The sequence below is a fragment of the Paracoccus sp. (in: a-proteobacteria) genome, from assembly GCF_032007265.1.
In the GTDB taxonomy this organism is placed as follows: Bacteria; Pseudomonadota; Alphaproteobacteria; order Rhodobacterales; family Rhodobacteraceae; genus Paracoccus.
The window spans coordinates 1-26,339 of sequence record NZ_DALZMB010000053.1; the positions used below are offsets into that span (position 1 = coordinate 1).

Sequence of the window (26,339 nt, forward strand, 5' to 3'; positions counted from 1 at the left end):
CTACCACGCTGGATTCACGAGATGAATCCCTCACGTGATTTGTGCAACAGAGCCCCTTCACCTGACCTATTTCCGATGAAAACAGGAAATGCCTCGAGCATCCCGCTTTTGGCCCAGATTGACGCGATGTTGCTGGCGGCCCCGAACCTGTCGCAATTTGCAGAAAACTTTGCAAACTGGCTGCGTGCAAGATATGAGCGGCGCGCCATTGATGAAACGCCATGGTATTCCACGGTTATCGGTAAATGGCAAAAGATTATGGACTTATTTTTGGCGGAATTACGTCCAGAGATTGCTCGTGTCTCGAATGCGTTCAAAAATGCAGCTGAATATCACGGCATGGATGTGGTGATCGCCACATATGAGGCCACCTTTCCGGCTTGATTATCCCGCGCGCACCTTTTCAGAGGGTGCGCCCGTGGTGATCAGGCCGCCGCAGCTGGTTTTGCTGCCAATATGCGCGACGGGGCGACCATCGACTTTGTTAACCGGGGATCCAGTAATGATCGTTCCGCCGCATTCGGTCAGATCGCCGACGGATGCGACCTCTTTGCCGTCCAGTTTGACGCGCGAAGCCACCTGAGAAATACGGTTTATTCCATGAAGCGGGCAGTCATGCTCGTCACCAAGGCGGGCCACGGGTTCCATCTTATTCCTCCAAATTGTCTACGATCTCTGCATCATTTTCGCGTCTCTATCAAGCTTGGCAGTTTGGACATCACCACACCCCCATGGCTCAGCGCGCGAACCCTGCGGGGGTACTTGGGCGTGAAATTCGGCTGAACTGCTAGATTGCCTATCGTTTCAGCACATTGTTTCGCGCTAACAGATCGGTTTCGCATCGCATGATTGTGCATGGATTGAGCGCTTAACGTCATGATTGCATTCAATGCGCGTGAATTGGCTTGCTGGTGCGGATTTTCCATCGAATGGCCAATCTGCGGTTTATGTCTGCTGATTTGTCTATATACACCAAGCAAAGCGTCCTAATCGGAGCCATAGCCATGAATGCCCCCCATCGCCAGACCGAACGTATGGGTCGTCTGACGACAGCGTTGGACAAGGATGCTTTGGTGCTTTTGCGCTTTGATGGTACCGATCAGCTGAACGAGCTTTACCAATATCGCGTCGAGGCGCTGAGCGCACGCAGCGATCTGGATTTTGATGCGATTATCGGCACCCATGCCACGGTCGAGATCGACGGGCGCGAGGGCGTGCAGCATTTTGACGGGATCGTCACACAAGCGCGTTGGGTTGGGCCGGGTGAGAATGGCCATCGCTATGATCTGACTTTGCGGCCGTGGTTTTGGCTGGCCTCACATCGTCGCAACCAGCGGATTTTTCACGATAAGACCGTCGTTGAGATCCTGACAGAGCTGCTTGCCGATTATGCCAGCCTTGGTGATCCGGCGCTTGAGATGCAGCTGTCGCAGGAATATCCCAAGCTGGAATATACCGTGCAATATCGTGAAAGCGATCTGGATTTCGCGCGCCGTCAGATGGAGCGGCACGGCATCAGCTTTTACTTCAAGCACATGATGGGCAGCCATAGCCTTGTGCTGACCGATGATGTTCTGGCTCACGAGCTGATCGGTGACCGGAAGTTCAAGCCCTATGATGGCCACCATCAGGCCGAGAACGAGCATTTTTGGGACTGGGCGCCTGAACGCAATCTGACCACCGGGGCGATCCGGCTGACGGATTACAACTTCAAAAAGCCCAACCAGGCCATGGAGGCCTATCGCGTGGGCGACGCGGTCTATGCACAGGGCAAGATCGAAAGCTTTGATTATCCGGGTGATTATCCGACCCAAGATATCGGCAAGATCGTCGCCGGTCTGCGCAATCAGCAAGAGCGCGGAGTCGACCGCCGCAATCGTGCCATGGGTGATTGCGTCAGCCTGCAATCGGGCAAGCGCGTGACCCTGTCTGGCGATGATGTGCCGGGCACTGGCGAGACCTATTTGTGTTTGACGGCCTCGCATCATTTCGTCAGCGAGGCCTATGGTTCGGGTGGCATGTCCAGCGATGGCTATGCCTATACCGGGGCCTATACGCTGATGCCTGACACCGCGCCGATGAGTCCGCCTCGGCGCACCGCGATCCCCGTGGTCAATGGCCCGCAAACGGCGATGGTGGTGGGTGAAGGGGAAATTGACTGCGACGAATATGGCCGGATCCTGGTGCGCTTTCACTGGGATATCGCGGGGGCGCATTCGATGCGCTGTCGCGTCAGCCAGAACTGGGCCGGCGCGGGGTGGGGCGGGATGGTCATTCCGCGCATCGGCATGGAGGTTCTGGTCGAATTTCTTGAGGGCGATCCGGACAAGCCCGTGGTTGTGGGCAATGTGTTCAATGGCCGCAATAACGCGCCCTATCCCTTGCCCGCCAATAAAACCAAGGCGGTGTGGCGCTCGAAAACCCATCAGGGCGAGGGTTTTAACGAGATCAGTTTCGAGGATGAAAAGGACCGCGAAGAGGTCTTTATGCATGCCCAGAAAGACCACAATACCGTCATCGAAAATGACGAAAGCCACCTGATCAAGCATGACCGGGCCAAGACGGTTGGCAATGATCAGGCCGAAACAATCGGCAATGATAAGACGATTACGGTTGGCAATGACCACACGGAATCGATCGGCGTGAACAAAGTGCTGAATGTTGGCAGCAATCACACGGAATCGATTGGCACGGATATGGCGCTGAGCGTTGGCAACAACCGCTCGGTCAATATTGGGGTCGACCATTCCTCTACGGTGGGGGCGGCAGAAACCATTTCAGTGGGGACCAATCAATCCGTCACGGTGGGGGCTGATCATTCGCTGGGGGTGACCGGCGCGCAAAGCATCACCGTCGGGGCCGAACGCTCGCTTGCCGTCACCGGCGCAGATACCACGACCGTGGGTGGGGCGCAGTCGGTGGCGGTTACGGGTGAGCGCTCGGTTTCGGCGGCGCTTCAGTCGCTTACGGCCGAAGGCGATTTTTCGATCGTCGCGCAAGGCGGGGGCGTGATGATCAAGGCTGCGACCTCGATCATCTTGGATGCGCCCAACATCGTCCTCAAGGCGAATGGGTCTAACTTTATCAGCATCAGCGCCGGCACTGTGGTCGTCGAGGGCGGTGAAACCTATATCAATCCGCGCGAAAGCGCGCCCGTCTAAGGCAGGCATCCATGCAAAATTGCTCTACCGGCTATTTCGAGCTGGCCATTCCTGACGGTTGGGAGGACCGCACGATGGTCACCTGGGTCGCCCCGCCGTCGCCGCGCTATAAGGTCTTGCCCAATATTCTTGTGTCCAAAAGCAAGATGCTGCCGATGGAGGATCTGTCCGGCTTTGTGAACCGCCAGTTGAAAGAGCTGATGGCCAAGGTCCGCACCTTTGATCTTTTGCGGCGCGGCGAGGCCAATGTCTCGGGGCAGCCAGCGCTTGAGCTGGTGTTCTCGATGAAGCCTCAGGGCGTGGTCTTGATGCAGCGCCAGCTGTTTTTCAATCCGCCGCGCGATCCGCGCACCGTTCACACGGTTGTCGCGACCTCGGCCAAGGATGATTGGCCCAATCTCGAAAAGGATTTCGCGCAGATTTTCAACTCGCTGACGATGACGGATTGATGCCAGCATGACCGCCGCCCTTGCCGCAGCCCATATCGGCCATGAAATTGAGCATTCAAATGCCTTCATGGGCTTTTTGATTGGTGCAGCCGTTGGTCTGGCGGTCGGGGTGGCAATCGTTGCGGCAGTCGTGACTGCGCCGGTCACTGCGGGGGCAAGCCTTCTGGTCGTTGCAGCCGTTGGTGGGGCGGTGGCGACAACGGGGGCAGGGGCGCTTGCTGGCATGGCCATTGGCGGTCTGAGCAAAAGCCCCAAGGGCCCGATCTCGACAGGTTCGGGAAACGTCTTTTATGGTCCGGCCCGGATTTCCGCCGCGCGCACGGTGCTGGATACGGTCGCTTGCAAGGATCACGGCACCAAACGTCTGGCCCAAGGCAGCGACAGCGTTTTTATCAACCTCTATCCTGCCGTGCGCGATACCGACCGCAGCGAATGCGACGGCGAGGTGAAGTCGGATCTGGAAGGGATCTATATCGGCGCTGAAACCGCGACCTATCTGGACATTGAAAGCGAAGTGCCCAGCTGGATGGTCAGCACGGCAACCTGGATGATGTGGGGCGGAACGGCAGTTGCGCTGATTTTCGGTGGGGCGGGTGCATTCGTTGCTGGCGGTCTGTGCGGCTTGCTCAGTTTCGGCATCGTGACCGGGCTCAGCTTTGCCGGATCGATCGCGGGCGGCTTTCTGGGCACGATGATCGGCGAGGCCGTCGGCGGCGAAAAAGGCGGCATTATCGGGGGTATTCTTGGCAGCGTGCTGGGCGGCTTGCTGGGCGGCCGCGCGGGCATGGGCCTGTCCAATCGCGTTGTCACGGGCCATCCGGTCGATGTCGCCACGGGCGAGATGTTCACCCTGCACGATGATTTTGTCATCGCCGGAATTCTGCCTTTGGCATGGGAACGGTTCTGGATCTCGGGTTCGGATGAAAACGGCGCGCTGGGACGGGGCTGGCACCATCCATTGGACGGTAGGATCGTCGAGGCGGGGGATAAGGCCGTCCTGCGTCGCCCTCAGGGGCGGTTGGTGGTTTTGCCCGCGCTGGAGCCGGGCCAATGCTATTACCACCGGGCCGAGGCCATTTTGGCGATCCGCGATGCCGAGGGTTGGCTGATCCGCGATGCCCAGAACCACGCCTATCGCATGCGCCCAAGCCCGGAAAAACGTGGTCATTTCCTGCTTGAGGATCTGTCCGATGCCAATGGGAATGGCATTGCCATCACGCGCAATCGCTTGGGTCATATCGTTAAGGTGACGGGCAGCGATGGTGTTGAATATCTTTATCTGAACGATGACAGCGGGCGCATCCGCGAGATCCGCCGCAGCGCCCAAGGCACGCAAGAGCGTCTGGTCAGCTATGATTATGACAGCGCGGGTCATCTGATCTTGGTCACGGATACCGAAGGCGCGCAATTCGTCTATCGCTATAATGCTGGCCACCTTATCGAGCAGGAAACCCTGAGAAGCGGCTATTCCTATCATTTCCGCTGGGACGATCCGTCGCGTGGCCCTGTCGCCAGATGCATCTCGACCTGGGGGGATGGCGGCGTATTCACCCGCCATCTGAGCTATGATCTGACCGCACGTGTCACGACCGAAACAGATGGGACGGGCCGAACCACCACCCATTTCTGGGATGAAAACGGTCTGGTCCACCGCACGATCACGCCGATGGGCCATGAACATCTGACCCAATGGGACAGATATGCCCGCCGCCTGTCCCTGACCGATCCCGAAGGGCGGCGGACCGAATTCACCTATGACGCTTTTGCGCGGCAAACCGGGGTGCTTGCCGCAGATGGCGCAAGAACGCGCTTTTTCTTTGCATCGGATGATCCGCTGGATCCGCGTTTCTTTGCGGTTGCCAAAACCCTTGATGCGCTGGGTGGCGAAACGTTTCTGGCATTTGACGCAAGAGCCAATCCGATTGCGTGCACGGATGCTTTGGGCAATGTCCAGACGGTCTTGCGCGACAGCCGTGGCCTGACCTTGGCACTGCGCGACGAGGAGGGCGTTCTTGAGCGTTACTCATGGACCGCCGAAGGGAGGCTGGCCCAGATCCGAAACGCCAAAGGCGGCCTTATCAGCATGTCCTATGACGCCTTTGGGCGGCTGGTTCAGCAGACCATCGAAGGTCAGGGTAGTCAGCAGATCGAGAATGACAAGACCGGCCGCCTGATCCGCATGACCGAGCCCGACGGCACATCCAAGCAGATGTGTTATGACCGAGACGGGAACTTTTGTGCCTATATCGATGAGCTGGGCAACCGCATCTCGTGGGAATTTGGCGGCTTTGGGCTGCCGGTTCGCCGGATCGAGCCCGACGGCACGCAGGTTGATTACCGCTATGACAGCGAGCTGAACCTGACCGAAATCCGCAATGCTTTGGGCGAGGTCTACCGGTTCGAATATGATGATGATCAGCGCCTGATCTCGGAGACGGAATTCGACGATCACCGCCGCGATTATGATCTGGGCGCGGCAGGCGATGTGATGCAGATGCGTGACGGTCACCGGCTGCACCGCTATGCGCGCGATCCGCTGGGGCGCCTGACCGAACGCCATAGCAGCGACGGCACCTGGTCGCGTTTTGCTTATGACCTGCTTGGTCGGATCACCGAAGCGACAAACCAATCGCGGGCTTGCGCCTTTGCCTATGATGCGCAGGGCGGGCTTTTGCGCGAGGTTCAAGACGGGATTGCGGTCGAGCATGTTCTGTCTGCTCGCGGGCGACGACAGGCCAGCTTTTTGCCCGATGGCCGCCTTATTCGATTTGGCTGGGATGAGGCCGGCGCTTTGACCTCGATCAAGCTGAATGACCGCGACGCCTTGCAGATTGGCCGAAATCGCATGGGCCAAGAGATCGATCGCCGCGCGGGAAAAGTGGCGCAGTATAGCGACTATGATCCGCAGGGGCGGCTTTCGCGTCAGCAGGCTTGGCGCGAGGGGGTGGTGAACCCGGTCTTTGGGCGGGCATATTCCTATACGGCCACGGGGGCGGTCCAAAGCATTGATGACAGATTACGCGGCACGATTGGCTTTCAATATGACCGCTGCGAGCAGCTGCTTGGCCTTTCTGGTCCCGAGCCTGAGCGTTTCAGCTTTGACCCTGCCGGTCGGCTAAAGATACCGACGGCTACCTCGGCCGATGTTTCGATCGTCAAAGGACGGTTGATGATGCGCGGCGATTGTCATTATTCCTATGACGATGCCGGCAATCGCGTGCTTCAACGTCGCGGGCAGGGCGGGCGCATCGTCACGCACTATCGCTATGATGATATGAACCAGCTGATCGAGGTCTCTGACATCAGTGGGCGACGCCAAAGGGTAAGCCGTTTTGAATATGACGCCCTTGGCCGCAGGATCGCCAAGATCCACACCGAGGCCTTTGTCGGTCTTGAACCCGCAAATGATGGCGCGGTCGGCGCAGATGTGGTGACGCGCAACGATGTCACGCGCTTTCTTTGGGATGGCAATGTGCTTTTGGCCGAAAGCCGAAGCATGATGGTGCCGCGCGAGGGTGCCACGGCCGAGCAGGGCGAAGATCCTGTGACGGTTGATCCTTTTGCCATACTTTATATCCACGAACCCGACAGCTTTCGCCCAGCTGCCCAGATCCGCCGTTATTCTGCTGATCAAGAGGGTGAAATTCTGGTCTATTGGCTGGATCAGATCGGCACTCCGCTTGAGATCACCAATGAAAATGGCGAGCTGGTCTGGCAGGTCGCCCTGCGGGCCTGGGGCGGGGTTGGGCGCGTCCTTGTCGAGACGATCGAGAATCCGGTCCGCTTTCAGGGTCAATATCACGACACGGAAACCGGTTTACATTACAACGGTTTCCGCCATTATGATCCCGCCGCTGGCTGGTATTTGAACCCCGATCCGATCGGGTGCTTCGGCGGGTTGGTTCTATCAGGCTATGTCGCTAATCCGATTGGCTGGACTGATCCGCTGGGACTTGCGCCTTGTCCCAATCTGAAGCCTGCCAATGATCCCTATGTAGGAACCCCGCAGTATACGCGTGGCCGCTTCCCACATGCCAGCCTGAGTGTCCAAGAGGCCGGGATCATGCAGCGTGCTGGTTTCGGAAATGGCGCCTATAATCGGCAGTACAACACATGGGCGCGAGGCGTTCCCGGTCTTAATCCGATCAGCGGAAATGGAAGCAGTTGGCGCCCGGATGTCATCGCCTATAATCCCACCACCAATACCCTCAGGGTTGTCGAAGTTGTCTCGCCATCGCAAACTGCGGCGCAGATGGCGGCCAAGGCCAACACTCTGGCCGCCCAAATTCGAGCCGCGAACCCAGGGGTTACGGTGATTATTAAGATTGTGCCATGAGCCCGTGAACGGAGAGACCATGACATTCGAGGCCACATTCTATCTGGATGCGCCGATTGCGCCCGACGTGCTGCTCTCGTTTGCCGATAGCTTCGAGGGTCGGCTGAATGGCATGACGATCACCGATACGGATCTGCGCTCGACGCGTCTTGCCAAGCCAAATCCCAAAGCGATCACCGCCGCATTTGCTGGTGCCAAGGCGCCCAATCAGGTTCTACTGATCGAGAAGGGCAAGGACGGCAATAACAACTATCCGGCCTTTTATCTGAACTTCTTGCGCCTGCCATCGGCGCACGCTGATGAGAATTGCTATGCGCTGATCCTGGGCGCACCGGCTGAGTTAGAAGAGGTCTTTGCCAAGACTTGGTTCAACCTTGCTGCGACAGCCGGACTGAAAGCTGGAATCGGCTATCAACAGATTTATCCGAACGACAGCTTTGCCTATGCCACCTTCAACCCCGCTGCGCCCCTGAGCCCCGATGATTTATGGCAGCGCATTTATGCTGCTTTCATCCGCTACACCGATGATCCGGCAAGCTTTCATCCGGTCACCAAGGGCAAGATCTTGCGCAGTGTCCTAAGTTATAACTTCATGCCCCTGTCCCTTGCCGAACAGATCAAGCAAGTGCTTAGTGCGGCGGGTTTACGGGCCGAGGGATGGACCAACTTGGGAAAAAGCGAGCTATGGCACATTCCCTCGGCTCAGAAACAGCGCGCCGCCTATGAGGCATTGGCCGCGCAAAATCTGGTCTGGGAAACGGTTTGGATCGACGTCGCGACCTACCAACCACCAGAATGACATCGCCAGATGTGCATCGTTTGAACGGGCAAGTTCGGGCCAATCGACCCCAAGCGAACGACGATCATTTCCAAGGTCGCGGGTCTTTGATGGCAGCCAGCCTTGGCTTGATTAAAGGGCTGCGGGGCCATTGCGATCGCGCCTTGCACCTGCGGATATCTTCGCTGCCATCGGACCCCTTATGAGGTTACAAGAAGACCGACCTTGCTCTATCGGCGTGTCAACTATCTGAAATTACACTAATTTCTGTCCTTTTGGGCGCGTGGGTCGAGTAATTGTGTCCCGCAGACGCCGCATGTGACAGACAGATCATTGATACGGGGGCATCGCCTTAATCCTCGGGTGCAGGCTGGTTATTTTAAGGGGCGATCAGGTTGGGGGGGCGGCGGTGCTGGTGCGGATGCACAGTTCGACCGGAAGAACCGTCGTCTGAGCAAAGGGCTGGTTTTGCATGCGCGCCAGCAGCACCTTTGCAGCACAACGCCCCAACGAGGTCCGATGCTGCCGGATGGTTGTCAGCGCCGGTCGCACGTATGCGGCAAGTTCGATATCGTCAAATCCCATCACCGAGATGTCCTCGGGGACCCGCATCCCCGCGTGATAAAGACCGTTGATCAGACCCACCGCCATTTCGTCGCTGTCACAAAAGACCCCGGTCGGGCGTGGCGACATGGCCAGCACCGTTTCTGTGGCAGCAAAGCCAGAGCGCATCGAGAAATCCCCCTCCAGCGTCGCGCCTTTCAGTCCGGTTTTTGACAGCTCTTGTTGAAAGCCTTCACGGCGGGCACGCGACAGAGAGTTATCGGCAGGCCCGCTGAGATGCAAAATATTGCGATGGCCAAGTTCGGCCAGATGTCTGGCGGCAAGGCGCCCGCCATCGGCATTATCCACCAACACGCTTGGCGCGTCCAAGCCTTGGGTCCATTCGCAGGCTTGAACCACCGGCGGGCAGTGCGGATGCGAAAAAAGCGCGGGGTCCAACCCGCCCTCAAGCAAGATCACCCCATCCGAGAGCGAACGGCTGAGATAGGGCGCGATGGCAGGCACATCCAACTCATCGGTCGCCCCGTGCGTGTCCAAAACCAAAAGGCTAAGGCCTTGGCTGTGCAACACTTCGGCGATGCCAGAGAGGATCTGGGAAAAAAACGGGTTCGCCAGTTTGGGCACAAGCGCCAAGACGCTGCTGACCTGCTGCTGCCGAAGGTTTCGGGCGGTGAAATTGATCGTATAGCCGGTCTGGGCAATCGCGTGACGGACTGCCTCACGCGTTGTTTTCGCGACGATTTCCGGATTGGAAAGCACTCGACTGACGGTGGCGACAGATACTCCGGCAAGCTTGGCGACATCTTGAATTCGAGGTGGTCGGGCTTCCTTCAGCACGCGGATCTGCTCCTTTAGTTTGGCAAGCAATACCCTAAAATTCTGTCTTGTAAACAATTTCAGGCTATGCCACGCTCTCTTGAAACCGATTACATTACGTTAGGAGGACGTGATGTAGCGGCTGACGTCGCAAGGGGGAGGCGACCAGCAGGACGGGGGCATTTGCTTGCCTCAGGCCCGCTGATTGTCAGGCCCAACATTCAAATATGACCTGTGCCGCGCTGGGGGCGTCCCGGTTGGGGATGTAACGGATTTCTACTTACGCCGATTATTGTAATCGATTTCATTAAAGCGGCCTAACAAAGCCGCTGCCATTGAAAAGAGGGGGGAGGTCATGTCCGATTTATCGGAAACCGACCAAATGACGCGCCGCGGATTATTCAAAGGCGCAAGCGCATTGGGCGTATCTGCCGCGCTGGGGGCAGGAATTGCGCAAGCCGCTCAGGCGCAAGAGACGGTCGCGCTCAAGGGCAATATCCATCATTCGGTGGCGCGCTGGACCTTTAAAGATCTGTCGATCGAGGCGCTTTGTGATCTGGGTCAGCGCGTCGGGCTGCGGGGGATTGATCTGTGCGGACCTGAGGAATGGCCCGCGATCAAGGCAGCGGGGCTTGATTGCAGCATGTGCAATGGTGCCGAGATCAGCCTTGAAGACGGCTGGGCCGATCCGGCAAACCATGCCGAATTGATCGAACGCTATAAGCGCCATATCGGGTTGGTGGCGCAGGCGGGCTATAAGAATTTGATCTGTTTCAGCGGCAATCGGCGCGGCATGAGCGACGAGACGGGCCTTGCCAATTGCGAAGCGGGCTTGCGCCAGATCCTGCCTTTGGCCGAGGCGGCGGGTGTCACTTTGGTGATGGAGCTGCTGAATTCGCGGGTCAATCACCCCGATTACATGTGCGATCGCTCGAGCTGGGGGGTGAGCCTAAGCGAAAAGCTGGCTTCGCCGAATTTCAAGCTGCTTTACGACATCTATCATATGCAGATCATGGAAGGCGATGTGATCCGCACCATCAGCGATCACCATCAGCATTTTGGCCATTACCACACCGCCGGAAACCCCGGCAGGCACGAGCCAGACGATAGCCAAGAGCTGAACTATGCCGCGATCTGCCGGGCCATCCACGCCACCGGCTTCAAAGGCTATGTCGCCCAAGAGTTCATCCCCAAGAGCCAAGATCCCAAGATCGCCGCAGCGGCATTACGCGATGCCGTTCTGACTTGCGACATCTAACCATCCGTCAGCCATCCAAGGAGACAGCGACATGGCAGAAAACATGACTTACGACGCAATTGTCGTCGGATCAGGTATCAGCGGCGGTTGGGCCGCCAAAGAACTGACCGAGCGGGGACTGAAGGTCCTGATGCTTGAGCGCGGCCGCAATATTGAACATGTCACCGATTACGTGAATGCCGATAAAGAGGCTTGGGATTACCCGCATCGCGGCAGCCCGACGCAGGAGATGGTTCAGGACTATCCGGTCCTCAAACGTGACTATCCGCTGAACGAGCAGACCTATGGTATGTGGGCGAATGAAAAGGACAGCCCCTATATCGAGAAAAAGCGCTTTGACTGGTTCCGCGCCTATCAAATGGGGGGCCGCTCGCTCTTGTGGGGCCGTCAGAGCTATCGTTTCTCGGACCTTGATTTCGAGGCAAACGCCAAGGACGGGATCGCGACAGACTGGCCGATCCGCTATGCCGATATTGCGCCCTGGTACGATCATGCCGAAAAATTTGCCGGTATCTCGGGTACGGTCGAGGGGCTGGATCATCTACCTGACGGGCAATTCCTGCCTCCGATCCCGCTGAATATCGTCGAAAAGGATGTTGCGGCGCGGTTGCAAAAATCCTTTGGCGGCAAGCGCTATCTGATCAACTCGCGCGTGGCGAATATCACCCAGCCCAAGCCGGAACAGAACCGCATCAACTGCCAGTACCGTAACAAATGCTGGCTGGGTTGCCCCTATGGCGGCTATTTCAGCACGCAATCGGCGACACTGCCGGTGGCGATGGCGACGGGCAATCTGACGGTGCGACCCTTCTCGATCGTGACGCGGGTGATCTATGACAAGAACACCAAACGTGCCACGGGTGTTGAGGTTTTGGATGCCGAGACCAATCAGACCTACGAATATAACTCTAAGATTGTGTTCCTGAACGCTTCGGCGTTCAACTCGACCTGGGTTTTGATGAATTCGGCCACCGATGTCTGGGAGGGGGGCTTGGGCTCATCCTCGGGCGAGTTGGGCAACAACGTCATGGATCACCATTTCCGCGTTGGCGCCGAGGGCAGGGTCGAGGGCTTTGACGACAAATATTACTTTGGTCGCCGTCCGGCGGGCTTTTACATCCCCCGTTTCCGCAACCTTGATGGCGAGCAGCGCGACTATACCCGCGGCTTTGGCTATCAGGGCTCGGCCAGCCGCCAGGGCTGGAAACGCGAGATCGCCGAGCTGAACATCGGCAAGGATCTGAAAGAGGCACTGGCCAAACCCGGCAACTGGACATTGGGTATGACCGGCTTTGGCGAGATGCTGCCCAACCACGACAACCATATCGCGCTGGACCACTCGAAAACCGATAAATGGGGCTTGCCGGTTCTGGCGATCAGCGTCGAGCTGGGCGAGAACGAACGCAAGATGCGCATCGACATGAAGCAAGATGCGATCGATATGCTGGAGGCGGCTGGTCTCAAGGACGTGAAAGGCACCGAAAAAGATTACGGTGTCGGCATGGGCATCCACGAGATGGGCACCGCGCGCATGGGCCGCGATCCCAAAACCTCGGTCCTGAACGGCAATAACCAGGTCTGGGATGCGCCCAACGTCTTTGTGACCGATGGCGCCTGCATGACCTCTTCAAGCTGCGTAAACCCCTCGCTGACCTATATGGCCCTGACCGCACGCGCTTCGGCCTTTGCCGTGGAAAGCCTGAAGAAAGGAGATATCTGATGCTGCGCCGTGATTTCCTGACCTTGATCGCCGCCGTGACCGGGACCGCCATGATCGGCGGTCGGGCATCGGCATATGACCCGACCGAGGCGGGGGTGAATGCCTTTACCGCCGAGGATAGCGCATTCCTTGACGAGGTGGCCGAGGTCATCCTTCCCCGAACCGACACGCCCGGCGCTAAGGATGCGGCGGTCGGCGCTTTCATGACCCTTTATGTTAGTGATTGCTATACCGCGCAGGATCAGCAGGGCTTTCGCGACGGCATGGTCAAGCTGAAAGCAGCGGCGACCGAGCAGGGCAAGGATTTCCTGCAGATGTCGCAAGATGAGCGTACAGCGCTGCTTGATGGCATCGCCCGCGAGGCCCGCGTGGTAACGGCCGAGGGGGCTGCCAAGGCCAAAGCCGAAGGCCGACCCGTCCAGAACGCCGATATGCATTGGTTCACGCCCTTGCATCAGTTGGTGCTGTTTGGCTTTTTCACCTCGGAAATCGGCGCCACCAAGGTGCTGCGTTACGAGGCGGTGCCGGGCGAATATATCGGCGATCTCGAATACAAGGGCGAGCCGGGCTGGGCCACCTGATCTTGGATTGGCCCCGGCATATCGCCGGGGCCTTTTTATCATCTCACGGGAGGGAAAGATGAAATATATCACAGGCCTGATGGCTGCTTTGCTGGCCACAACCGCCACGGCGCAAGATGCCGATCTGTCGCGCGAAGAACGTCGCGCCCGCTCAGAAGTTACCGAAATCTGGGAGCCGGCGGTCAAAGAGGTCGCGACACCGGAAAACCAACCGCCATCTGACGCGATCGTGCTTTTTGGCGGCGATACATTGGACGCCTGGGAGGCGGTCAAGGGTGGCCCGGCGGAATGGAATGTCGCAGATGGCGTCATGGGGGTTGCCCGTGGCAAGGGTGACATTCGCACCAAAGAATCATTTTGCGATGTGCAGCTGCATGTCGAATGGCGTTCGCCGCCCAATGATCAGGGCCATAACAGCCAGGATAGGGGCAATAGCGGCATTTTCCTGCAATCGCTCTATGAGGTGCAGGTCTTGGACAGCTACGACAACCCGACCTATGTGAACGGGCAGGCGGCCTCGATCTATAAGCAACATCCGCCTTTGGTGAATGCCTCGCGCGCGCCCGGTGAATGGCAGAGCTATGACATCGTCTTCGAGGCGCCGATCTTTGCTCAGGATGGTCGACTGCGCAAACCGGCCTATGTCACGGTTTTGCATAATGGTGTTCTGGTTCAGAACCGAGCCGAGCTGCAAGGCGGCACCGAATGGATCGGCTATCCGAGCTACAAGGCGCATGATTGCGCGCCGATCCAGCTGCAAGACCACAATGCCGATGTCAGCTACCGCAATATCTGGGTTCGCCCGCTCTAAGGTGTTCCAACCTGACGGCAAAATAAAACGGGCCGCGTCATCGCGGCCCGTTTCGCATGGTTGGCCTGCGATGCGGATCAGTCGCGCTTTGCGCTTTCCGGCAGGTTCTTGGTCAGGAATTCTGCACCGGTCTTGACGACGGCTGCGGCATCCTTGGGCATGTCATGCTCGATGATATACCATTTGGTGCCAGCCTCTTCGGCTGCAGGCAGGATCTTGGCGAAATCCAACTCGCCTTCGCCCAATGCCTTAAAGCCTTTTTCATCAACGGCCTCACCGGCAGGGGCATTGTCTTTGGCATGGATGGCAAAGACGCGACCGTCAAAGCGGCTTAGATATTCGACCGGATCATGGCCACCGCGCGCAACCCAGGCCAGATCCAGCTCGGCGACGACATCATCGCCAGCGGCGGCCATCATGACCTCAAGTGCGGTTTTCCCGCCCATATCGACCATCTCGAAGTCGTGGTTGTGATAGCCCAGTTGCATATCCTGCGCCTGAACTTTCTCCGAGATCGCTTTCAGCTCTTCCCCAAGTGCAGTCCAGCCCGCCGCATCGGCAGGGCGGGCCTCGGGTTTAAGATGGGGCACGATGATCGTGTCATTGCCAATTGCCTTGTTGAAGGCAATCACGCCGTCCAGATCACTGCGCAGATCATCGATCTGGGCATGGGTCGAAATCGCCTTGATACCGTGCTTGTCCAAAGCAGCTTTCAATTCCTCGGCGCTGACTTTCTGGGTGCCGACCGTTTCGACCGCAGTGATGCCCGCAGCTTCGATGGCGGCCAGTTGCTCGTCCAATGTGCCTGCATCGCGCAGCGTATACATCTGTACAGCAATAGGCAGTTCGCCAGTGTTGCGCGCGTCTTGTGCATAAGCCGCGCCAGCAAGAACGACGACCGCGCTCGCAAGCAAGCTGCGAAGGATCGGAGTGGAATAGGTCATGAAACTCTCCCTTGGGTCCGGATCTGCCTCCTCCGGCAGAGATTTAAAATGTAATGGATTTCATTTCGTATGAAAAGGATTACATTTGGTAAATCCCTCGTTGATGAAACATTAATGAACGAGCTTTTGGGTTCAAACTTCGACCCAGATCCGGGGTGCAGGGCACCCTCGCGCTAAAGGGGTGTGATCGTGCTCTTTTCAACATGCCACGCCATGAAAGTAACCGAGTAAAGCAGCGAAACGTGCAAACACGCGAGCGCAATCAGCAAAGCGCAAAAGCGGCGCTATTTTCACCGCAGCTGCGAAAAGGTCGCGCCTGTTTCGTCGCAAGCCTATCCGGTAGACCTTCAGTATCGCGCTGACATAAATCCCGTTGGCGCATGCAAACCGAGGGGCAGTCCGGCACCTTCACCGCTCAGATATCACCAGCGAAAGTCGGGCCTTGCAACAGCTTGAGGAATGTCAGGCACTGGTTCAGAAAGCCAACAGGGCAGGGCGTGGCGGGCAAGGCGCGATAACAGGGGGCAATGGGACTGTCGACGCAGCGCGCAAGATATCATGGATTTCGTCCTGCTCAATTCAACCTCAGCAATGCCGATGCCTGCCAAGATATTTCTCTAGACAGTTCATGACCTTGCTGCTTGAAATGCTGCAGGACAGATCGACTGGCAGACAGGATATTCCGGCCACTTGTTCACACAGCACGGCTAGAATGGGGCGTCCCTTCTCGAAAGAATGGCAAGACAGGCGGAACTGCATATGAATGGCAGCGATTTGAAGGCAAACGCCGATAGGCAAGGATCAAAAGAGCGCGTGGCAATGACCAAGCCAAACCCTGCATGGACCTTTATTTCGACCATTTTCCCGTCGCTTCTGGTGGCCTATGCATTCCATCCCGTTGCCTGGATGGGGGCTATGATCCTTGAGCCCTATGGTTACACGCTTGGGCACGCCGTCTTGGCAGCAGTCTGGCTGGTTCAGGCCATGGCGCTGATTGTCGCGTTTGTCTTGCTGCTAAAGGTCAAAGGCGGCGTCCGGCGGATGGCTCGGGGCCTTTTTGCAGCAGGCGCGGTCCTGTTGGCCTCGGTCCTGCTTTTTGTGATAGCCGCGCTGCAAGAAGCCCATTTTACCGCCGCCTCGGATCCACAGCCGATGCTGGCCACCGCTTTGACCGGCGTGATCTTTAGCGGCCACTATGGGGTCTTGGGGCTGATTTTCCTGATCTTGGCTGCGATCCTGCACCGCTATGCCCGCCCGGATCAGCAGATACGGTGAATTCCTCGAAAGAGGATGATCTCCCGCGGCCAAACACTTAAAAATTCAGGAGTAAACCCATGCAAGACCAACCGCCAAACCCCTGGAAAAAGCGGCTATCAGCCCTTGGTGCGGCACTTGTGGTTGGCTATTCGTCCCATTATCTGACCTCGGTGCTTTTGGTCGCTGCGGATGAAGCTGGCATCGGTGTAGGGAATGCCTTCATGCCCGTTCTTTTCGGGGTTCAATGCCTGATCGTTGTCATCGCATTGATCTGGCAGCTAAAAATAGCAGATAGCCTGCGCAACTATGAAACTGCGGCCTTCTGCTCGGCCATTTTTTTGCTCGCGACAGTCCTTGCTTTGATCCTGATTGCGGTCGCGACCGCCTCTGGCGACAGCAGCATTGATCACGGCGCTTCGGTTGCAGCCTTCTTCATGGTGGTGATTTTCGGCGGTTTTTATGCCATACAGGCGATCGTTTTTGCCGTGATTGGATTTGCGTTGCGTAAGCGCCGCTTGTCCGCCTTTGGCAGGTTGGCATAGGGCCCAAGCTCTGGGCAGCACCAGACAGGCACCGAACTTAGCCGCGACCCGTGCCGTAAGGCTGTTGATAATGAAGAGCAGCGCCATGAGCATTTGTAAATGCTTCTGCCATGCGTGGCGCCTCAGGACTAGGGTCTTGCCCAGCAGAATGCCGGGCAAGACGCGATTACATGGTCGCTATATCCATGACGAAGCGGTATTTCACGTCGCCTTTCAACATCCGCTCATAGGCCGGTTCGATCTCATCGGCGCGGATCATCTCGATATCCGAGGTGATGCCGTGTTTTGCGCAGAAATCCAGCATTTCTTGCGTTTCCGGAATCCCGCCGATCATCGACCCCGCAAGGCTGCGGCGGCGTCTAATGAGGTTGAACACATTTGGCGAGGGGTGCGGTGTCGCTGGCGCGCCCACCAGCACCATGGTGCCATCGCGTTTCAGCAGCGCGAGGAACGCATCCAGATTATGCGGTGCAGCGACCGTGTTCAGGATGAAGTCAAGGCTGGCGGTCTGCCCGGCCATTTCATCTGCGTTGCGTGACACCACGACCTCATGCGCGCCAAGCGCCTTGGCATCATCGCGCTTGCCTTCAGATGTGGTGAAGGCCACCACATGCGCGCCCATCGCATGAGCCAGCTTGATGCCCATATGGCCAAGCCCACCGATGCCCATGACGCCGACTTTTTTGCCGGGGCCGACCTTCCAATGGCGCAGCGGCGAATAGGTGGTGATGCCGGCACACAGAAGCGGGGCAACTGCGGCCAGCTGCACCTCGGGGTGGGTGATCTTCAGCACGTAGCGTTCGTGTACCACGACCTCCTGCGAATAGCCGCCAAGGGTATGGCCGGGCGCGTCCGGGGTGGGCGCGTTATAGGTGCCGATCATGCCGTCGCAATAATTCTCGAACCCGTCATCGCATTCGGCGCAATGCTGGCAGCTGTCGACGATGCAGCCGACGCCGACCAGATCGCCGGGTTTGTGGCTGGCGACATGATCGCCGATGGCACGAACGCGGCCCACGATCTCGTGACCGGGAACGCAGGGGTAAAGCGTGCCCGCCCATTCACCCCGTGCTTGATGCAGGTCGGAATGGCAGATGCCGCAATAAAGGATCTCGATTTGTACATCATGCGCGCCGGGCTTGCGGCGTGTGATATTCAGGGGCGCGAGCGGCTTGCCGCCCGCAGGGGTGCCATAGGCTTTAACGACCATGTCAGGTCTCCTTTCGGGATTGGATGCGCCAGGGGGGTCTTAAGCGTGGCGCGACGCCATAAGTTCATAGTGTGATCGAAACTGGTCGCAGCTGTGACATGATCTGGAAGCTGCGCCCGGATTGGGCACGCAGTCGCATCTGAGAGACTGGCATGGCCCATGCCCAGCCAGCCTGCGCCCACCGGCGCCAATATACAATCCGAAACCAACGGTGCTGAGGCTGTCCGCTGCTGCGCGGTTGCAAGTGGTCATATCATGAGCGTCGTCAAGCATTGCGAGGGGGCTTATCCGCTGATCTGGTGGGAGAGCGTGCAGCTGCCCCGATGATCGGCAGCGGTATCTCGACAGAAATTGGTTGGTGCGATGGGGCGACGGTCGCCGATGTCACAATCTGATCCGACACGCTTGGACGTTCGGCTTTTGTCATGTCTTTCCCCATTGCCGCCGCCGCAGCAAGCGCAGCGGCGCACAGCGCCATCTCTGGCATCAGTGCCAGAATGCGCGGTGATTTCGCGCCGAGATTGAAAGAATAAACCGCCCAGCCAAGGCGGGCCTGAACGGGCAGATTTTCTAGGGCGCGTCATGGGCTGAATAAGGCCAAAACCACGCAAAATACTGAAAACAACCGGGCCTTGCAGGGGGCCATCCAGCGCTGAGGGGCGTTGACATTTTCCCATATATGCGCTTTTTGTCTGCATAAGGCCCGCCTGAATCGTTTAGGGCTGAGGCTGGCCCACAACCCGTGAAAATCGCTTGCTTGGCGCAATGGTCGACCGGGCGATCCGAAGTTCGAGTAAGCAAATGGACGGTACCTTCCACCAGTCGGAACGACTGGGCAAACTGACCACGATCCTGGACGATGATGCTCTCGTCCTGCTACGGTTCAACGGTGAGGAATATCTCAACAACCTGTTTGAATTCCGTGTCGAGGCGCTTGCTGGTCGCCCTGACATTGATCTGGCCGAACTGATCGGCACCCGTGCCCATGTCGAGATTGGCTCTCATCAGGGCATTCGCAATTTCGATGGCATTGTCACGGCAGCCCGCAACCTGGGCGTGGGCGAGAGCGGTTATCGGTATGATCTGACCCTGCGTCCGTGGTTCTGGATTTGTGGCAAGCGGCGCAATCAGCGTATTTTTCACAATCAGGATGTGCTGTCGATTGTGCAGTCTGTCTTGGAAGACTACGCGACCGAGGGCGCCGCTGCCTTCGAGATTGAAGTCAATAATGACTATCCGATCCATGAATATACGGTCCAATACCGTGAAACCGATCTGGATTTCCTGCGTCGCCAATGTGAACGCCACGGCATCAGCTTTTATTTCCGCCATGATGAGGCGGGCCATACATTGGTTTTGACCGACGACGTTCTTGCCCATCCGATGTTGGGCGCACGCCCTTTCAAATCCTATCACGGCCACCATCGTCCTGATCAGGAACATTTCTGGGAATGGCTCTCAGAGCGCCGCATGACGACCGGTGCCATTCGTCTGACAGATTACAATTTCACCGCCCCGACGCAGCGCATGGAGGCGCGCTTTCGCGGAGATGCAACCTATGTGCGTGGCGCAATCGAAAGCTTCGATTATCCGGGCGACTATCTGGATGGGGATAGCGGCCGTCAGGTATCGCGCTTGCGCACCCATCAAGAGCGCGCAGAGGATCACAGATTCCGCGCATCTGGTGATTGTGTCAGCCTTGGTGCGGGTATGCGCATCCAGCTTACGGGCGACGAGATTTCCGGCCTTGGGGAAAACTATCTTTGCCTCACGGCCAGCCATCACTTTGTCTCGCAGGCTTATGCGACGGGCGGGCCGGCAAGCGACGGCTATTCATATCATGGCAGCTACATCCTGGTGCCTGACGCGGCGGCGATGGTCCCGCCACGCCAAACAAAGATCCCCCTCATCAACGGCGCCCAGACCGCCGAAGTGGTGGGCAGTGATGAGATCGACTGTGACGAATATGGGCGCATTCTGGTGCGCTTTCACTGGGACCTTGATGATGCCTATTCGATGCGCTGCCGCGTCAGCCAGAATTGGGCAGGATCGGGCTGGGGGGGCATGATCGTTCCCCGCGTGGGAATGGAGGTGGTTGTCGAATTTCTTGAAGGTGACCCTGACAAACCACTTGTGACGGGTTGCGTCTATAATGGGCGCAACGCGCCGCCGATGAGCCTGCCGCAAAACAAGACCCGCTCAAGTTTCAAGACGAATAGCGTCGGGGGAAAGGGCTTTAACGAGCTGACCTTCGAGGATAAATCCGGCGAAGAATACATCTTTTTGCATGCGCAGAAAAATCTTGATGTCAAGGTTCTGAACTCGGCGAACCGACGCGTGGATTTCGATGATACGGTCAGCATTGGCCACAACTCTAATCTTGTGGTTGCGGCCAACCGCACCGAAACGATCGAGGGTTTGCTCGATCTTTCGGTCAAGGGCGAATTGCGCGAGAAAATTGACGGCCACCGCGGTTTGACGGTCGGCGGCGATTATCGCTCTCGGGCGGGCGGCGATTTGACGTTGAGTGCGAAAGGCGAGATCGTACTTGATGCTGCCAAGATCACGCTGGTCGCGGGTGGCGCTGCCGTGGTTCTTGAGGGCGGGGCGGTCAATATTGCGCCAAGACTGCAAGTCGGATCCGCTTCGCCCGGCGCAGCAGCCCTGCCGCTGATCCCCGCAATTCTCAAAGCGGCAGCGGGTGAGGGCTCTCCCTTTGTCAGCCACTGCCCGCTGATGGATGAGGCAGAGTGATGGCGCCGTCAGAACGAGACGATGCGCAACTCGGCTGGAGCGAAACGGACTGGGATGGCCTGTTTCGCGACGATCAGGCCGTTTGGGCGGTGGTCGACGGCGTCAGTTGGCCTGACATTTCCAGGCAGCTGGCCAGAAGCGAGCTGCCTCATGTCTGCCTCTATTCGACGCTTAATCCTGATACTCGCGCGCTTGCCCCTTGGCTTGTTCAGCTCGAGCCATTTTCCGCATTCACCGAGATCTTGAGGCGCAGGCTTCATGGCGCGCATTCCTATATTCTGCTGAAAGGGCGCGGCTCTTTCGAAGAGATGCGCAGCCATTTGCGCCGCTTCACCATGATCCGAGTCCCGACTGAAAACGAAGCGCCAGTTTATTTTCGCTTCTACGATCCGCGCGTTTTGATCGATGCCATCGAAACCCTGTCAGAAAGCTTTCGCAGTCGTTTCATGCGGAGCCTGACCGAGGTTCTCGCGCCGATTTCGGCATTTTGCCTTGTCCCCGACAGCGCGGCACTGTCGAAGCCGATGCCAACTCCCTTTTCAGACGACGAAAGCTGTCAGGGTCGGCTGCTGCGCTGGAGGGGGCAAGTTGATCTTGATCAGACCGGCTACGGGCCAGCTGCGGTTACGACAGATGAGCTTGCAAAGCTTCAGGATCGGATGCGGATCCGCGCCAGCCACAAGCTGGCCCGCGAAATGTTCACAGAGTTTGGCGAGATCACGAGTCAGGCCAGATGTGAAAGCATTGCCAAGGAAGCGGCCAACGCTGCTGCACGCTTTGGCTTTCTATCGGTAAAGCAAGTTCAGGTCTTTGCACGGGCGCAGCTGCTGTTTGGGCATGACTTTTATCGCCGCCATTCAAAGGCATCCGACTTCCTTTACGATCCCACCCTTCTTGAATGGCAGAAAAAGGACCGTCTTGAACGCTGGCTCGAACATATGCTGACCGACCACGGCTATCGCAGCGCCATAGGGCTGTCTGCATGAACAAGACGAAACCCGGCTAAAGCCACCATTTCTCTAGCAAAATCACGCCTTATCTGCCTAGACCTGAGGGTATTCTTGTGGCCACCTTTACGCCTTCTGCATCCGACTACGAGTACATTCTTCAAAATGACCCCTATGCATTCGCCAGCCCGAATGCGGCGCGCACGGTGCTTAATCAAATCCGAAACACGCCATCGGCTGACGTTCAGGAGCGGCTGCAGGCCCTGAACAATAACTATACCCAAGGTGGGAATGCGCCGCTCAGGGCCAGCCCAAAGGGAGGGCCGGGCGCGGATCCGAAATTCGGCGCGGCCTGCGTGGATTGCAAACCCAACGAACCCTGCTGTCTGAAGGCGGGGGTGCTGTCTGATGCCAAAGATGAGACCCGCAAACTCGTGTGGCCGGTCACGGAAGCCAATCCGAAGAAACGGATTTTGATCGTTGCGAAAGATAATGCAAACAGCATCCTGTCGGGAAAACTGAAGCTTAAAGGTGAGGGTTCTGATTGCCGTGCATCGCGCGACAAAAAGCCCGGCTTTGTGGTGAACAGTCCCAGCTTCAACAGGATTGAGCTTGATCGTTCCCCAGCCGATCTGACCGTAGGCTTCCCGGCGACCTTTGGCACGGCCCTTGCCATGGCTGATTTCGTTCCGCCAAAAGCCCTTTACGCTTTGATGATCATAGATCTCATCACCAGTTCAGTTGCCATTAACCGTGGCAGACAGCCGATGCGCATTACGCCGTCCCAATGCCTAAGCGACGGTTCGATGCTGCAGACCTTTGAGGCTGTCCCCGTTCCCTATTTCAAGCTTGAGGCAAGCGCGACAGCCGAAATCTCATTGCATATTCTGACGACAGGCGTCGGTGCTTCGGCTGGCATTAAAGGAAATATCACAGGGAAATATGCGGCAATCGATATTGCTGCGGATGCGGCGGCCTCGGTCAATCCCAGCTCGGGCCGTCGCCCCCCGTCAGAAGGGAATGCGCCGGGTTTCCTTGGGATTATCGCCTCGATCACCAAGTTCATCTCGGAATATGTCTCGAAAGGGACCGAAGCGGCGCACTATCGCCCGGGGCTTGGAAGGGCTGCGGCCAATGCAGGGGCGGCGGCTGCGGGCACCACGCCCGAGCAGGTCGATACGACCGATTTCGGCTCGGGCGTCAAACTTGAGAAATCCTTGAAGCTGACGGCGACGGGGGTCGAGCTGAAGGCGAAATCGGGCACGCCGGATCTGGAAGCATCAATTGCCAACTTTGAGGTGGCTCTCACCCTCAAAGCAACTGGCATTATCGACTTCATTGACATCGCGGCCGCGGTATTGCTTTCGCCCGCTGCGGCGAAACTGGTCAAAGAGGCGCGCGCGAAAATTGCCGATAAGGGGAATGCCGTTCGCGGTGAGGCGCGCTGCGAGGTCAGCCTGTCAGCCGAAGGCGAACTTAAACATTCAACCGAAAGCGGCCTGCGCGTTCTGATCCCTGCCGAAGGAGATTCAGGGTTCGACCGTGACAAGCTGAACAAAGAATTCTCTGGCAAACTCACGATCCTGGGTCGCGCAGAAATTCTGATCCATGTCGAGGCCGAGGTCTGGGTCGTCAGCGCCCAGGCAGGCGCCTCGGGCAGCCTTCACACAGGCTGGACTTGGGAAATCAAGATCGATTCTGCAAAGAAGCGAAAGAAGCGCTATTATTTCGACGGTCTTATCGCACGTGCCGTCGGTTATGCCCGTATCGGCAGCTCTAGCACCAAGAAAAACAGCTCGAACACGCGCGGTCCTGACCGTCAAAGTTCAAGGTCGACGTCTGCCACCCAAACTGGTCCGGAAGCCTCTGCAGGGGACAAGGACTATCGCGACCCCAGCAAGGGTACAAACCCGACGGGAAGTCGGTATATCATCCTTGATCCAACAGTCGAGAAGGTGACGGAAGATGCGCCTGCGTGGCAAGCTTACTGAGGTCGGTTTCAGCCTCATTCTCACGTTTTTTCTACTCTTCTCAGGAGGCCCGGTGATGGCCCAATCAAAAGCCGATCCGGCAATCTATTATCTCTCCATGGCGGGCAACGGGTCGTTCTGGACGCTTCGGATCAACGATATGACGGTCTGGAGCGATTTCAGCGGTGAGGACGTGAACCTGACCTTGCCGGTCAATAATTACGTCAAAGATGGCACCAATGACATCAGCCTGACCTTTGTCTCGGTCGCGGGCGAGGATCAGGCGGAAAATGTGGCCAATCCTGATTTCTATTTCCTCGCCGAAATTGAACGTCTGGACGAAGTGACGCGCGAGCGCAAACGCGCGACGCTTGTCAACCTTGGCTTGGATGCGCAAAACGAGGTCACCTTTCCTGCGACAACGCGGTTCAACCAGCCGGTCGTTACGGCCACTTCCGCGCCTATGCTGCTTGCGGGCACCACGGTCGAGCGCAGCCGTCTTGTGCGCGGTTGGGACAAGCCATGGGATGCGCGCCGCGTGCAGGCGACCTTCGAAATCGCTGATCCGATGCCCGATTTCCCTTGGGCCGCTGCGCCTGTGCTTGAGGAAACGCCCCAGTTGCGGGCGCAGGTTTTGGCCGCCTATCGTCAGCTTCACACCATCCTTAGCAGCGCAAATGCGGCACAGGTGACGCAAGCCTATGGCCCCGCCTGGACCCATGTTGCAGCGGCCATGAACTACGCCTCTGTAGAGGATTACATTAAGCAATCTCGTGCTTTGGCCGATCTTGCGCCTGCAGATGAGAGCGGGAAAACGCTGCAACCTTTAGATCTGGTGCGTGGCGAGAGCAACTTCGAGCTCGATTTCATGGCCAATGGCCGCCTCGTGCGCATCATTCCTGATCCGCTGATCTGGACGTCGCAAGAGCAACCCGACGAGGTCAAAAGCTCGAATGTCGTCTTTTTCATGGGACCGGATGGTCAGCTGCGCATTGGTTCGGTGGTGTATTAGGGACAGCCGGTCCTCTTTAACCGACGCAAACAGGTTGCGATCAGCAGGGTCAAGCTGATCGCAACCTGTGACGTCTAATCCGCGCAAATCCAGCTACCGGGCTGGATTTGGGACAATGCTGCTAAATGCATTGCACCAAAGCCGGCCAGTTTGGTCTGGACTGGTCAATTTTCACGGGGACGTCACATAACACATACGGAACTGTCGTTCAGCGCTCCTATGCAAGCCCAAATTCTTGAAGAAGGCCTTGCACCCTATGTTCCGTCGCTCTCTCGTTTCCGTTCTGGCTGGTCTGCTGATTTCAACCACGGCCTCGGCCGCTGATCTGACCATTGCAGTTCAGGATATTCCGGATGTGCTTGACCCGCCCTATGACAATTCCAACGTCAATGAGCGCATCATGCTGTCTTTGTTTGATACATTGATCAGCACGGATTATCGTGATGGCGGCAAGTTGAAGCCCGGCCTTGCGACCGAGTGGAAGGTCATCGACCCTCAGACCATCGAATTCAAGCTGCGTCCGGGTGTGACCTTTCATAACGGCGACAGCTTTGATGCCAAAGACGTTGCCTTTACATTTTCCGAGCTGCGGACGGGGCAGGATCCGAATGCTTCGGGGGCCGTTTTGTCGAAGCCGTTCCTTGGAGGGATCGACAAGGTCGAAATCATCGATCCTTTGACCGTGCGCATTCACATGCGCCAGCCCGACGCATTGATCGTGCAGCGCTTTGCCAACTACCCGTCGCAGATCGTTTCGAAAAAAGGCTTTGATGATGCGGGTTCACCCGAGGCCTTTGCCAAGAACCCCGTCGGCAGCGGCCCCTATCGACTTGCCGCATTCAATCTGGGCGAAAATGTCGTGCTTGAGGCCAATGATGGCTATTGGCAGGGCAGGGTCGCAGCTGCCGACAAGGTGACCTTTACCGTGGTTCCCGAGGTTTCGACCCGCTTGGCCGGATTGCTGTCGGGTCAGTTTGACATCGTAACCGAGATCAATCCCGACAATTTCCAGCAGATCGAACAGGCCGCCAATGCTGCCGTCGTCGGGGGCGCGGTCGAAAATATTCGCGGCGTTGTCTATGACAGCGCCGATTCCGTCCTGAGCGATCCCCGCATCCGCGAAGCGCTTGATCTGGCCATCGACCGCGACATGATCGTCAAGGCGCTCTACAACGGGGCACCTCGAAAAATTGCCGTGACGACGCTGCCATCGTAGGATGAGGGGGGAG

20 protein-coding genes are annotated in these 26,339 nt (G+C 57.6%); 16 read left to right on the forward strand and 4 right to left on the reverse strand.

The genetic code is table 11. The features are described 5' to 3' along the window. Nucleotides 1–384: hypothetical protein (locus RTS12_RS12080; RefSeq protein WP_312528806.1), on the forward strand; the 384-nt coding region annotated here is incomplete at its 5' end. On the opposite strand, the gene RTS12_RS12085 is transcribed toward RTS12_RS12080, so the two are convergent. Next, entirely contained in the window at nt 385–648 is a 264-nt protein-coding gene (locus RTS12_RS12085) for a PAAR domain-containing protein (protein WP_312528807.1), read from the reverse strand. A gap of 356 nt (nt 649–1,004) precedes the next feature. On the opposite strand from RTS12_RS12085, the gene RTS12_RS12090 reads away from it, so the two are divergent. Genes RTS12_RS12090 through RTS12_RS12105 form a run of 4 tightly spaced genes read left to right on the forward strand, consistent with a single transcriptional unit; the run spans nt 1,005 to nt 8,745 of the window. Then, on the forward strand, nt 1,005–3,161 hold the full coding sequence (locus RTS12_RS12090) for a type VI secretion system tip protein TssI/VgrG (protein WP_312528809.1): 2,157 nt from the start codon (nt 1,005–1,007) through the stop codon (nt 3,159–3,161). Between the two features lie 11 nt (nt 3,162–3,172). Continuing rightward, nucleotides 3,173–3,610, forward strand: a complete 438-nt coding sequence (locus RTS12_RS12095; protein WP_312528811.1) for a DcrB-related protein — start codon at nt 3,173–3,175, stop codon at nt 3,608–3,610. A 7-nt stretch (nt 3,611–3,617) separates the two neighbouring features. Beyond that, nucleotides 3,618–7,946, forward strand: coding sequence for a DUF6531 domain-containing protein (locus tag RTS12_RS12100; RefSeq protein ID WP_312528812.1), 4,329 nt, complete (start codon nt 3,618–3,620; stop codon nt 7,944–7,946). 19 nt (nt 7,947–7,965) lie between these two features. Further along, nucleotides 7,966–8,745, forward strand: a complete 780-nt coding sequence (locus tag RTS12_RS12105; protein ID WP_312528814.1) for a hypothetical protein — start codon at nt 7,966–7,968, stop codon at nt 8,743–8,745. 369 nt (nt 8,746–9,114) lie between these two features. On the opposite strand, the gene RTS12_RS12110 is transcribed toward RTS12_RS12105, so the two are convergent. Beyond that, on the reverse strand, nt 9,115–10,125 hold the full coding sequence (locus tag RTS12_RS12110) for a LacI family DNA-binding transcriptional regulator (RefSeq protein ID WP_312528816.1): 1,011 nt from the start codon (nt 10,123–10,125) through the stop codon (nt 9,115–9,117). Nucleotides 10,126–10,459: 334 nt separating this feature from the next. Here RTS12_RS12110 and RTS12_RS12115 point away from each other — a divergent pair, with 334 nt between their 5' ends. Genes RTS12_RS12115 through RTS12_RS12130 form a run of 4 tightly spaced genes read left to right on the forward strand, consistent with a single transcriptional unit; the run spans nt 10,460 to nt 14,474 of the window. Further along, complete coding sequence (locus RTS12_RS12115) at nt 10,460–11,362, forward strand: TIM barrel protein (protein WP_312528817.1); 903 nt, start codon at nt 10,460–10,462, stop codon at nt 11,360–11,362. A gap of 31 nt (nt 11,363–11,393) precedes the next feature. Further along, entirely contained in the window at nt 11,394–13,082 is a 1,689-nt protein-coding gene (locus RTS12_RS12120; RefSeq protein ID WP_312528818.1) for a GMC family oxidoreductase, read from the forward strand. Further along, entirely contained in the window at nt 13,082–13,663 is a 582-nt protein-coding gene (locus RTS12_RS12125) for a gluconate 2-dehydrogenase subunit 3 family protein (RefSeq protein WP_312528820.1), read from the forward strand. Before RTS12_RS12120 ends, RTS12_RS12125 begins: the two co-directional genes overlap by 1 nt. Before the next feature lie 58 nt (nt 13,664–13,721). Further along, nucleotides 13,722–14,474, forward strand: a complete 753-nt coding sequence (locus RTS12_RS12130; protein ID WP_312528822.1) for a DUF1080 domain-containing protein — start codon at nt 13,722–13,724, stop codon at nt 14,472–14,474. A 77-nt stretch (nt 14,475–14,551) separates the two neighbouring features. Here the strand turns inward: RTS12_RS12130 and RTS12_RS12135 are convergent, their stop codons facing one another. Continuing rightward, nucleotides 14,552–15,418, reverse strand: coding sequence for a sugar phosphate isomerase/epimerase (locus RTS12_RS12135; protein WP_312528824.1), 867 nt, complete (start codon nt 15,416–15,418; stop codon nt 14,552–14,554). 819 nt (nt 15,419–16,237) lie between these two features. Here RTS12_RS12135 and RTS12_RS12140 point away from each other — a divergent pair. Together RTS12_RS12140 and RTS12_RS12145 are read left to right on the forward strand one after the other, a co-directional pair. Beyond that, entirely contained in the window at nt 16,238–16,693 is a 456-nt protein-coding gene (locus tag RTS12_RS12140; protein ID WP_312528826.1) for a hypothetical protein, read from the forward strand. Between the two features lie 59 nt (nt 16,694–16,752). Continuing rightward, nucleotides 16,753–17,217, forward strand: coding sequence for a hypothetical protein (locus RTS12_RS12145; protein WP_312528828.1), 465 nt, complete (start codon nt 16,753–16,755; stop codon nt 17,215–17,217). Nucleotides 17,218–17,383: 166 nt separating this feature from the next. Here RTS12_RS12145 and RTS12_RS12150 read toward each other — a convergent pair whose 3' ends face one another. Next, nucleotides 17,384–18,427 carry an NAD(P)-dependent alcohol dehydrogenase gene (locus RTS12_RS12150; RefSeq protein WP_312528830.1) on the reverse strand — a complete coding sequence of 348 codons (1,044 nt, stop codon included), beginning with the start codon at nt 18,425–18,427 and terminating at the stop codon, nt 17,384–17,386. Nucleotides 18,428–19,228: 801 nt separating this feature from the next. On the opposite strand from RTS12_RS12150, the gene RTS12_RS12155 reads away from it, so the two are divergent. From RTS12_RS12155 to RTS12_RS12175, 5 genes are all read left to right on the forward strand, one after another. Next, a complete protein-coding gene (locus RTS12_RS12155) occupies nt 19,229–21,181 on the forward strand; it encodes a type VI secretion system tip protein TssI/VgrG (RefSeq protein WP_312528832.1) in 1,953 nt (650 codons plus the stop codon). Beyond that, entirely contained in the window at nt 21,181–22,167 is a 987-nt protein-coding gene (locus RTS12_RS12160) for a DUF4123 domain-containing protein (protein ID WP_312528834.1), read from the forward strand. The genes RTS12_RS12155 and RTS12_RS12160 overlap by 1 nt, the downstream gene beginning before the upstream one ends. Nucleotides 22,168–22,244: 77 nt before the next feature. Then, the gene (locus RTS12_RS12165) at nt 22,245–24,119 is read left to right on the forward strand and encodes a hypothetical protein (protein ID WP_312528836.1); all 1,875 of its coding nucleotides are present in this window, start codon (nt 22,245–22,247) and stop codon (nt 24,117–24,119) included. A gap of 55 nt (nt 24,120–24,174) precedes the next feature. Then, the gene (locus RTS12_RS12170; RefSeq protein WP_312528838.1) at nt 24,175–25,110 is read left to right on the forward strand and encodes a hypothetical protein; all 936 of its coding nucleotides are present in this window, start codon (nt 24,175–24,177) and stop codon (nt 25,108–25,110) included. A 256-nt stretch (nt 25,111–25,366) separates the two neighbouring features. Continuing rightward, nucleotides 25,367–26,326 carry an ABC transporter substrate-binding protein gene (locus RTS12_RS12175; RefSeq protein ID WP_312528839.1) on the forward strand — a complete coding sequence of 320 codons (960 nt, stop codon included), beginning with the start codon at nt 25,367–25,369 and terminating at the stop codon, nt 26,324–26,326. The last annotated feature ends 13 nt before the right edge of the window (nt 26,327–26,339 follow it).

Bases quoted from the DNA above. Each gene is read 5' to 3' on its own strand.
- RTS12_RS12085 (WP_312528807.1), bottom strand. From the start codon at position 648: ATGGAACCCGTGGCCCGCCTTGGTGACGAGCATGACTGCCCGCTTCAT.
- RTS12_RS12090 (WP_312528809.1), top strand. From the start codon at position 1,005: ATGAATGCCCCCCATCGCCAGACCGAACGTATGGGTCGTCTGACGACA.
- RTS12_RS12095 (WP_312528811.1), top strand. From the start codon at position 3,173: ATGCAAAATTGCTCTACCGGCTATTTCGAGCTGGCCATTCCTGACGGT.
- RTS12_RS12100 (WP_312528812.1), top strand. From the start codon at position 3,618: ATGACCGCCGCCCTTGCCGCAGCCCATATCGGCCATGAAATTGAGCAT.
- RTS12_RS12105 (WP_312528814.1), top strand. From the start codon at position 7,966: ATGACATTCGAGGCCACATTCTATCTGGATGCGCCGATTGCGCCCGAC.
- RTS12_RS12115 (WP_312528817.1), top strand. From the start codon at position 10,460: ATGTCCGATTTATCGGAAACCGACCAAATGACGCGCCGCGGATTATTC.
- RTS12_RS12120 (WP_312528818.1), top strand. From the start codon at position 11,394: ATGGCAGAAAACATGACTTACGACGCAATTGTCGTCGGATCAGGTATC.
- RTS12_RS12125 (WP_312528820.1), top strand. From the start codon at position 13,082: ATGCTGCGCCGTGATTTCCTGACCTTGATCGCCGCCGTGACCGGGACC.
- RTS12_RS12130 (WP_312528822.1), top strand. From the start codon at position 13,722: ATGAAATATATCACAGGCCTGATGGCTGCTTTGCTGGCCACAACCGCC.
- RTS12_RS12135 (WP_312528824.1), bottom strand. From the start codon at position 15,418: ATGACCTATTCCACTCCGATCCTTCGCAGCTTGCTTGCGAGCGCGGTC.
- RTS12_RS12140 (WP_312528826.1), top strand. From the start codon at position 16,238: ATGACCAAGCCAAACCCTGCATGGACCTTTATTTCGACCATTTTCCCG.
- RTS12_RS12145 (WP_312528828.1), top strand. From the start codon at position 16,753: ATGCAAGACCAACCGCCAAACCCCTGGAAAAAGCGGCTATCAGCCCTT.
- RTS12_RS12150 (WP_312528830.1), bottom strand. From the start codon at position 18,427: ATGGTCGTTAAAGCCTATGGCACCCCTGCGGGCGGCAAGCCGCTCGCG.
- RTS12_RS12155 (WP_312528832.1), top strand. From the start codon at position 19,229: ATGGACGGTACCTTCCACCAGTCGGAACGACTGGGCAAACTGACCACG.
- RTS12_RS12160 (WP_312528834.1), top strand. From the start codon at position 21,181: ATGGCGCCGTCAGAACGAGACGATGCGCAACTCGGCTGGAGCGAAACG.
- RTS12_RS12170 (WP_312528838.1), top strand. From the start codon at position 24,175: ATGGCCCAATCAAAAGCCGATCCGGCAATCTATTATCTCTCCATGGCG.
- RTS12_RS12175 (WP_312528839.1), top strand. From the start codon at position 25,367: ATGTTCCGTCGCTCTCTCGTTTCCGTTCTGGCTGGTCTGCTGATTTCA.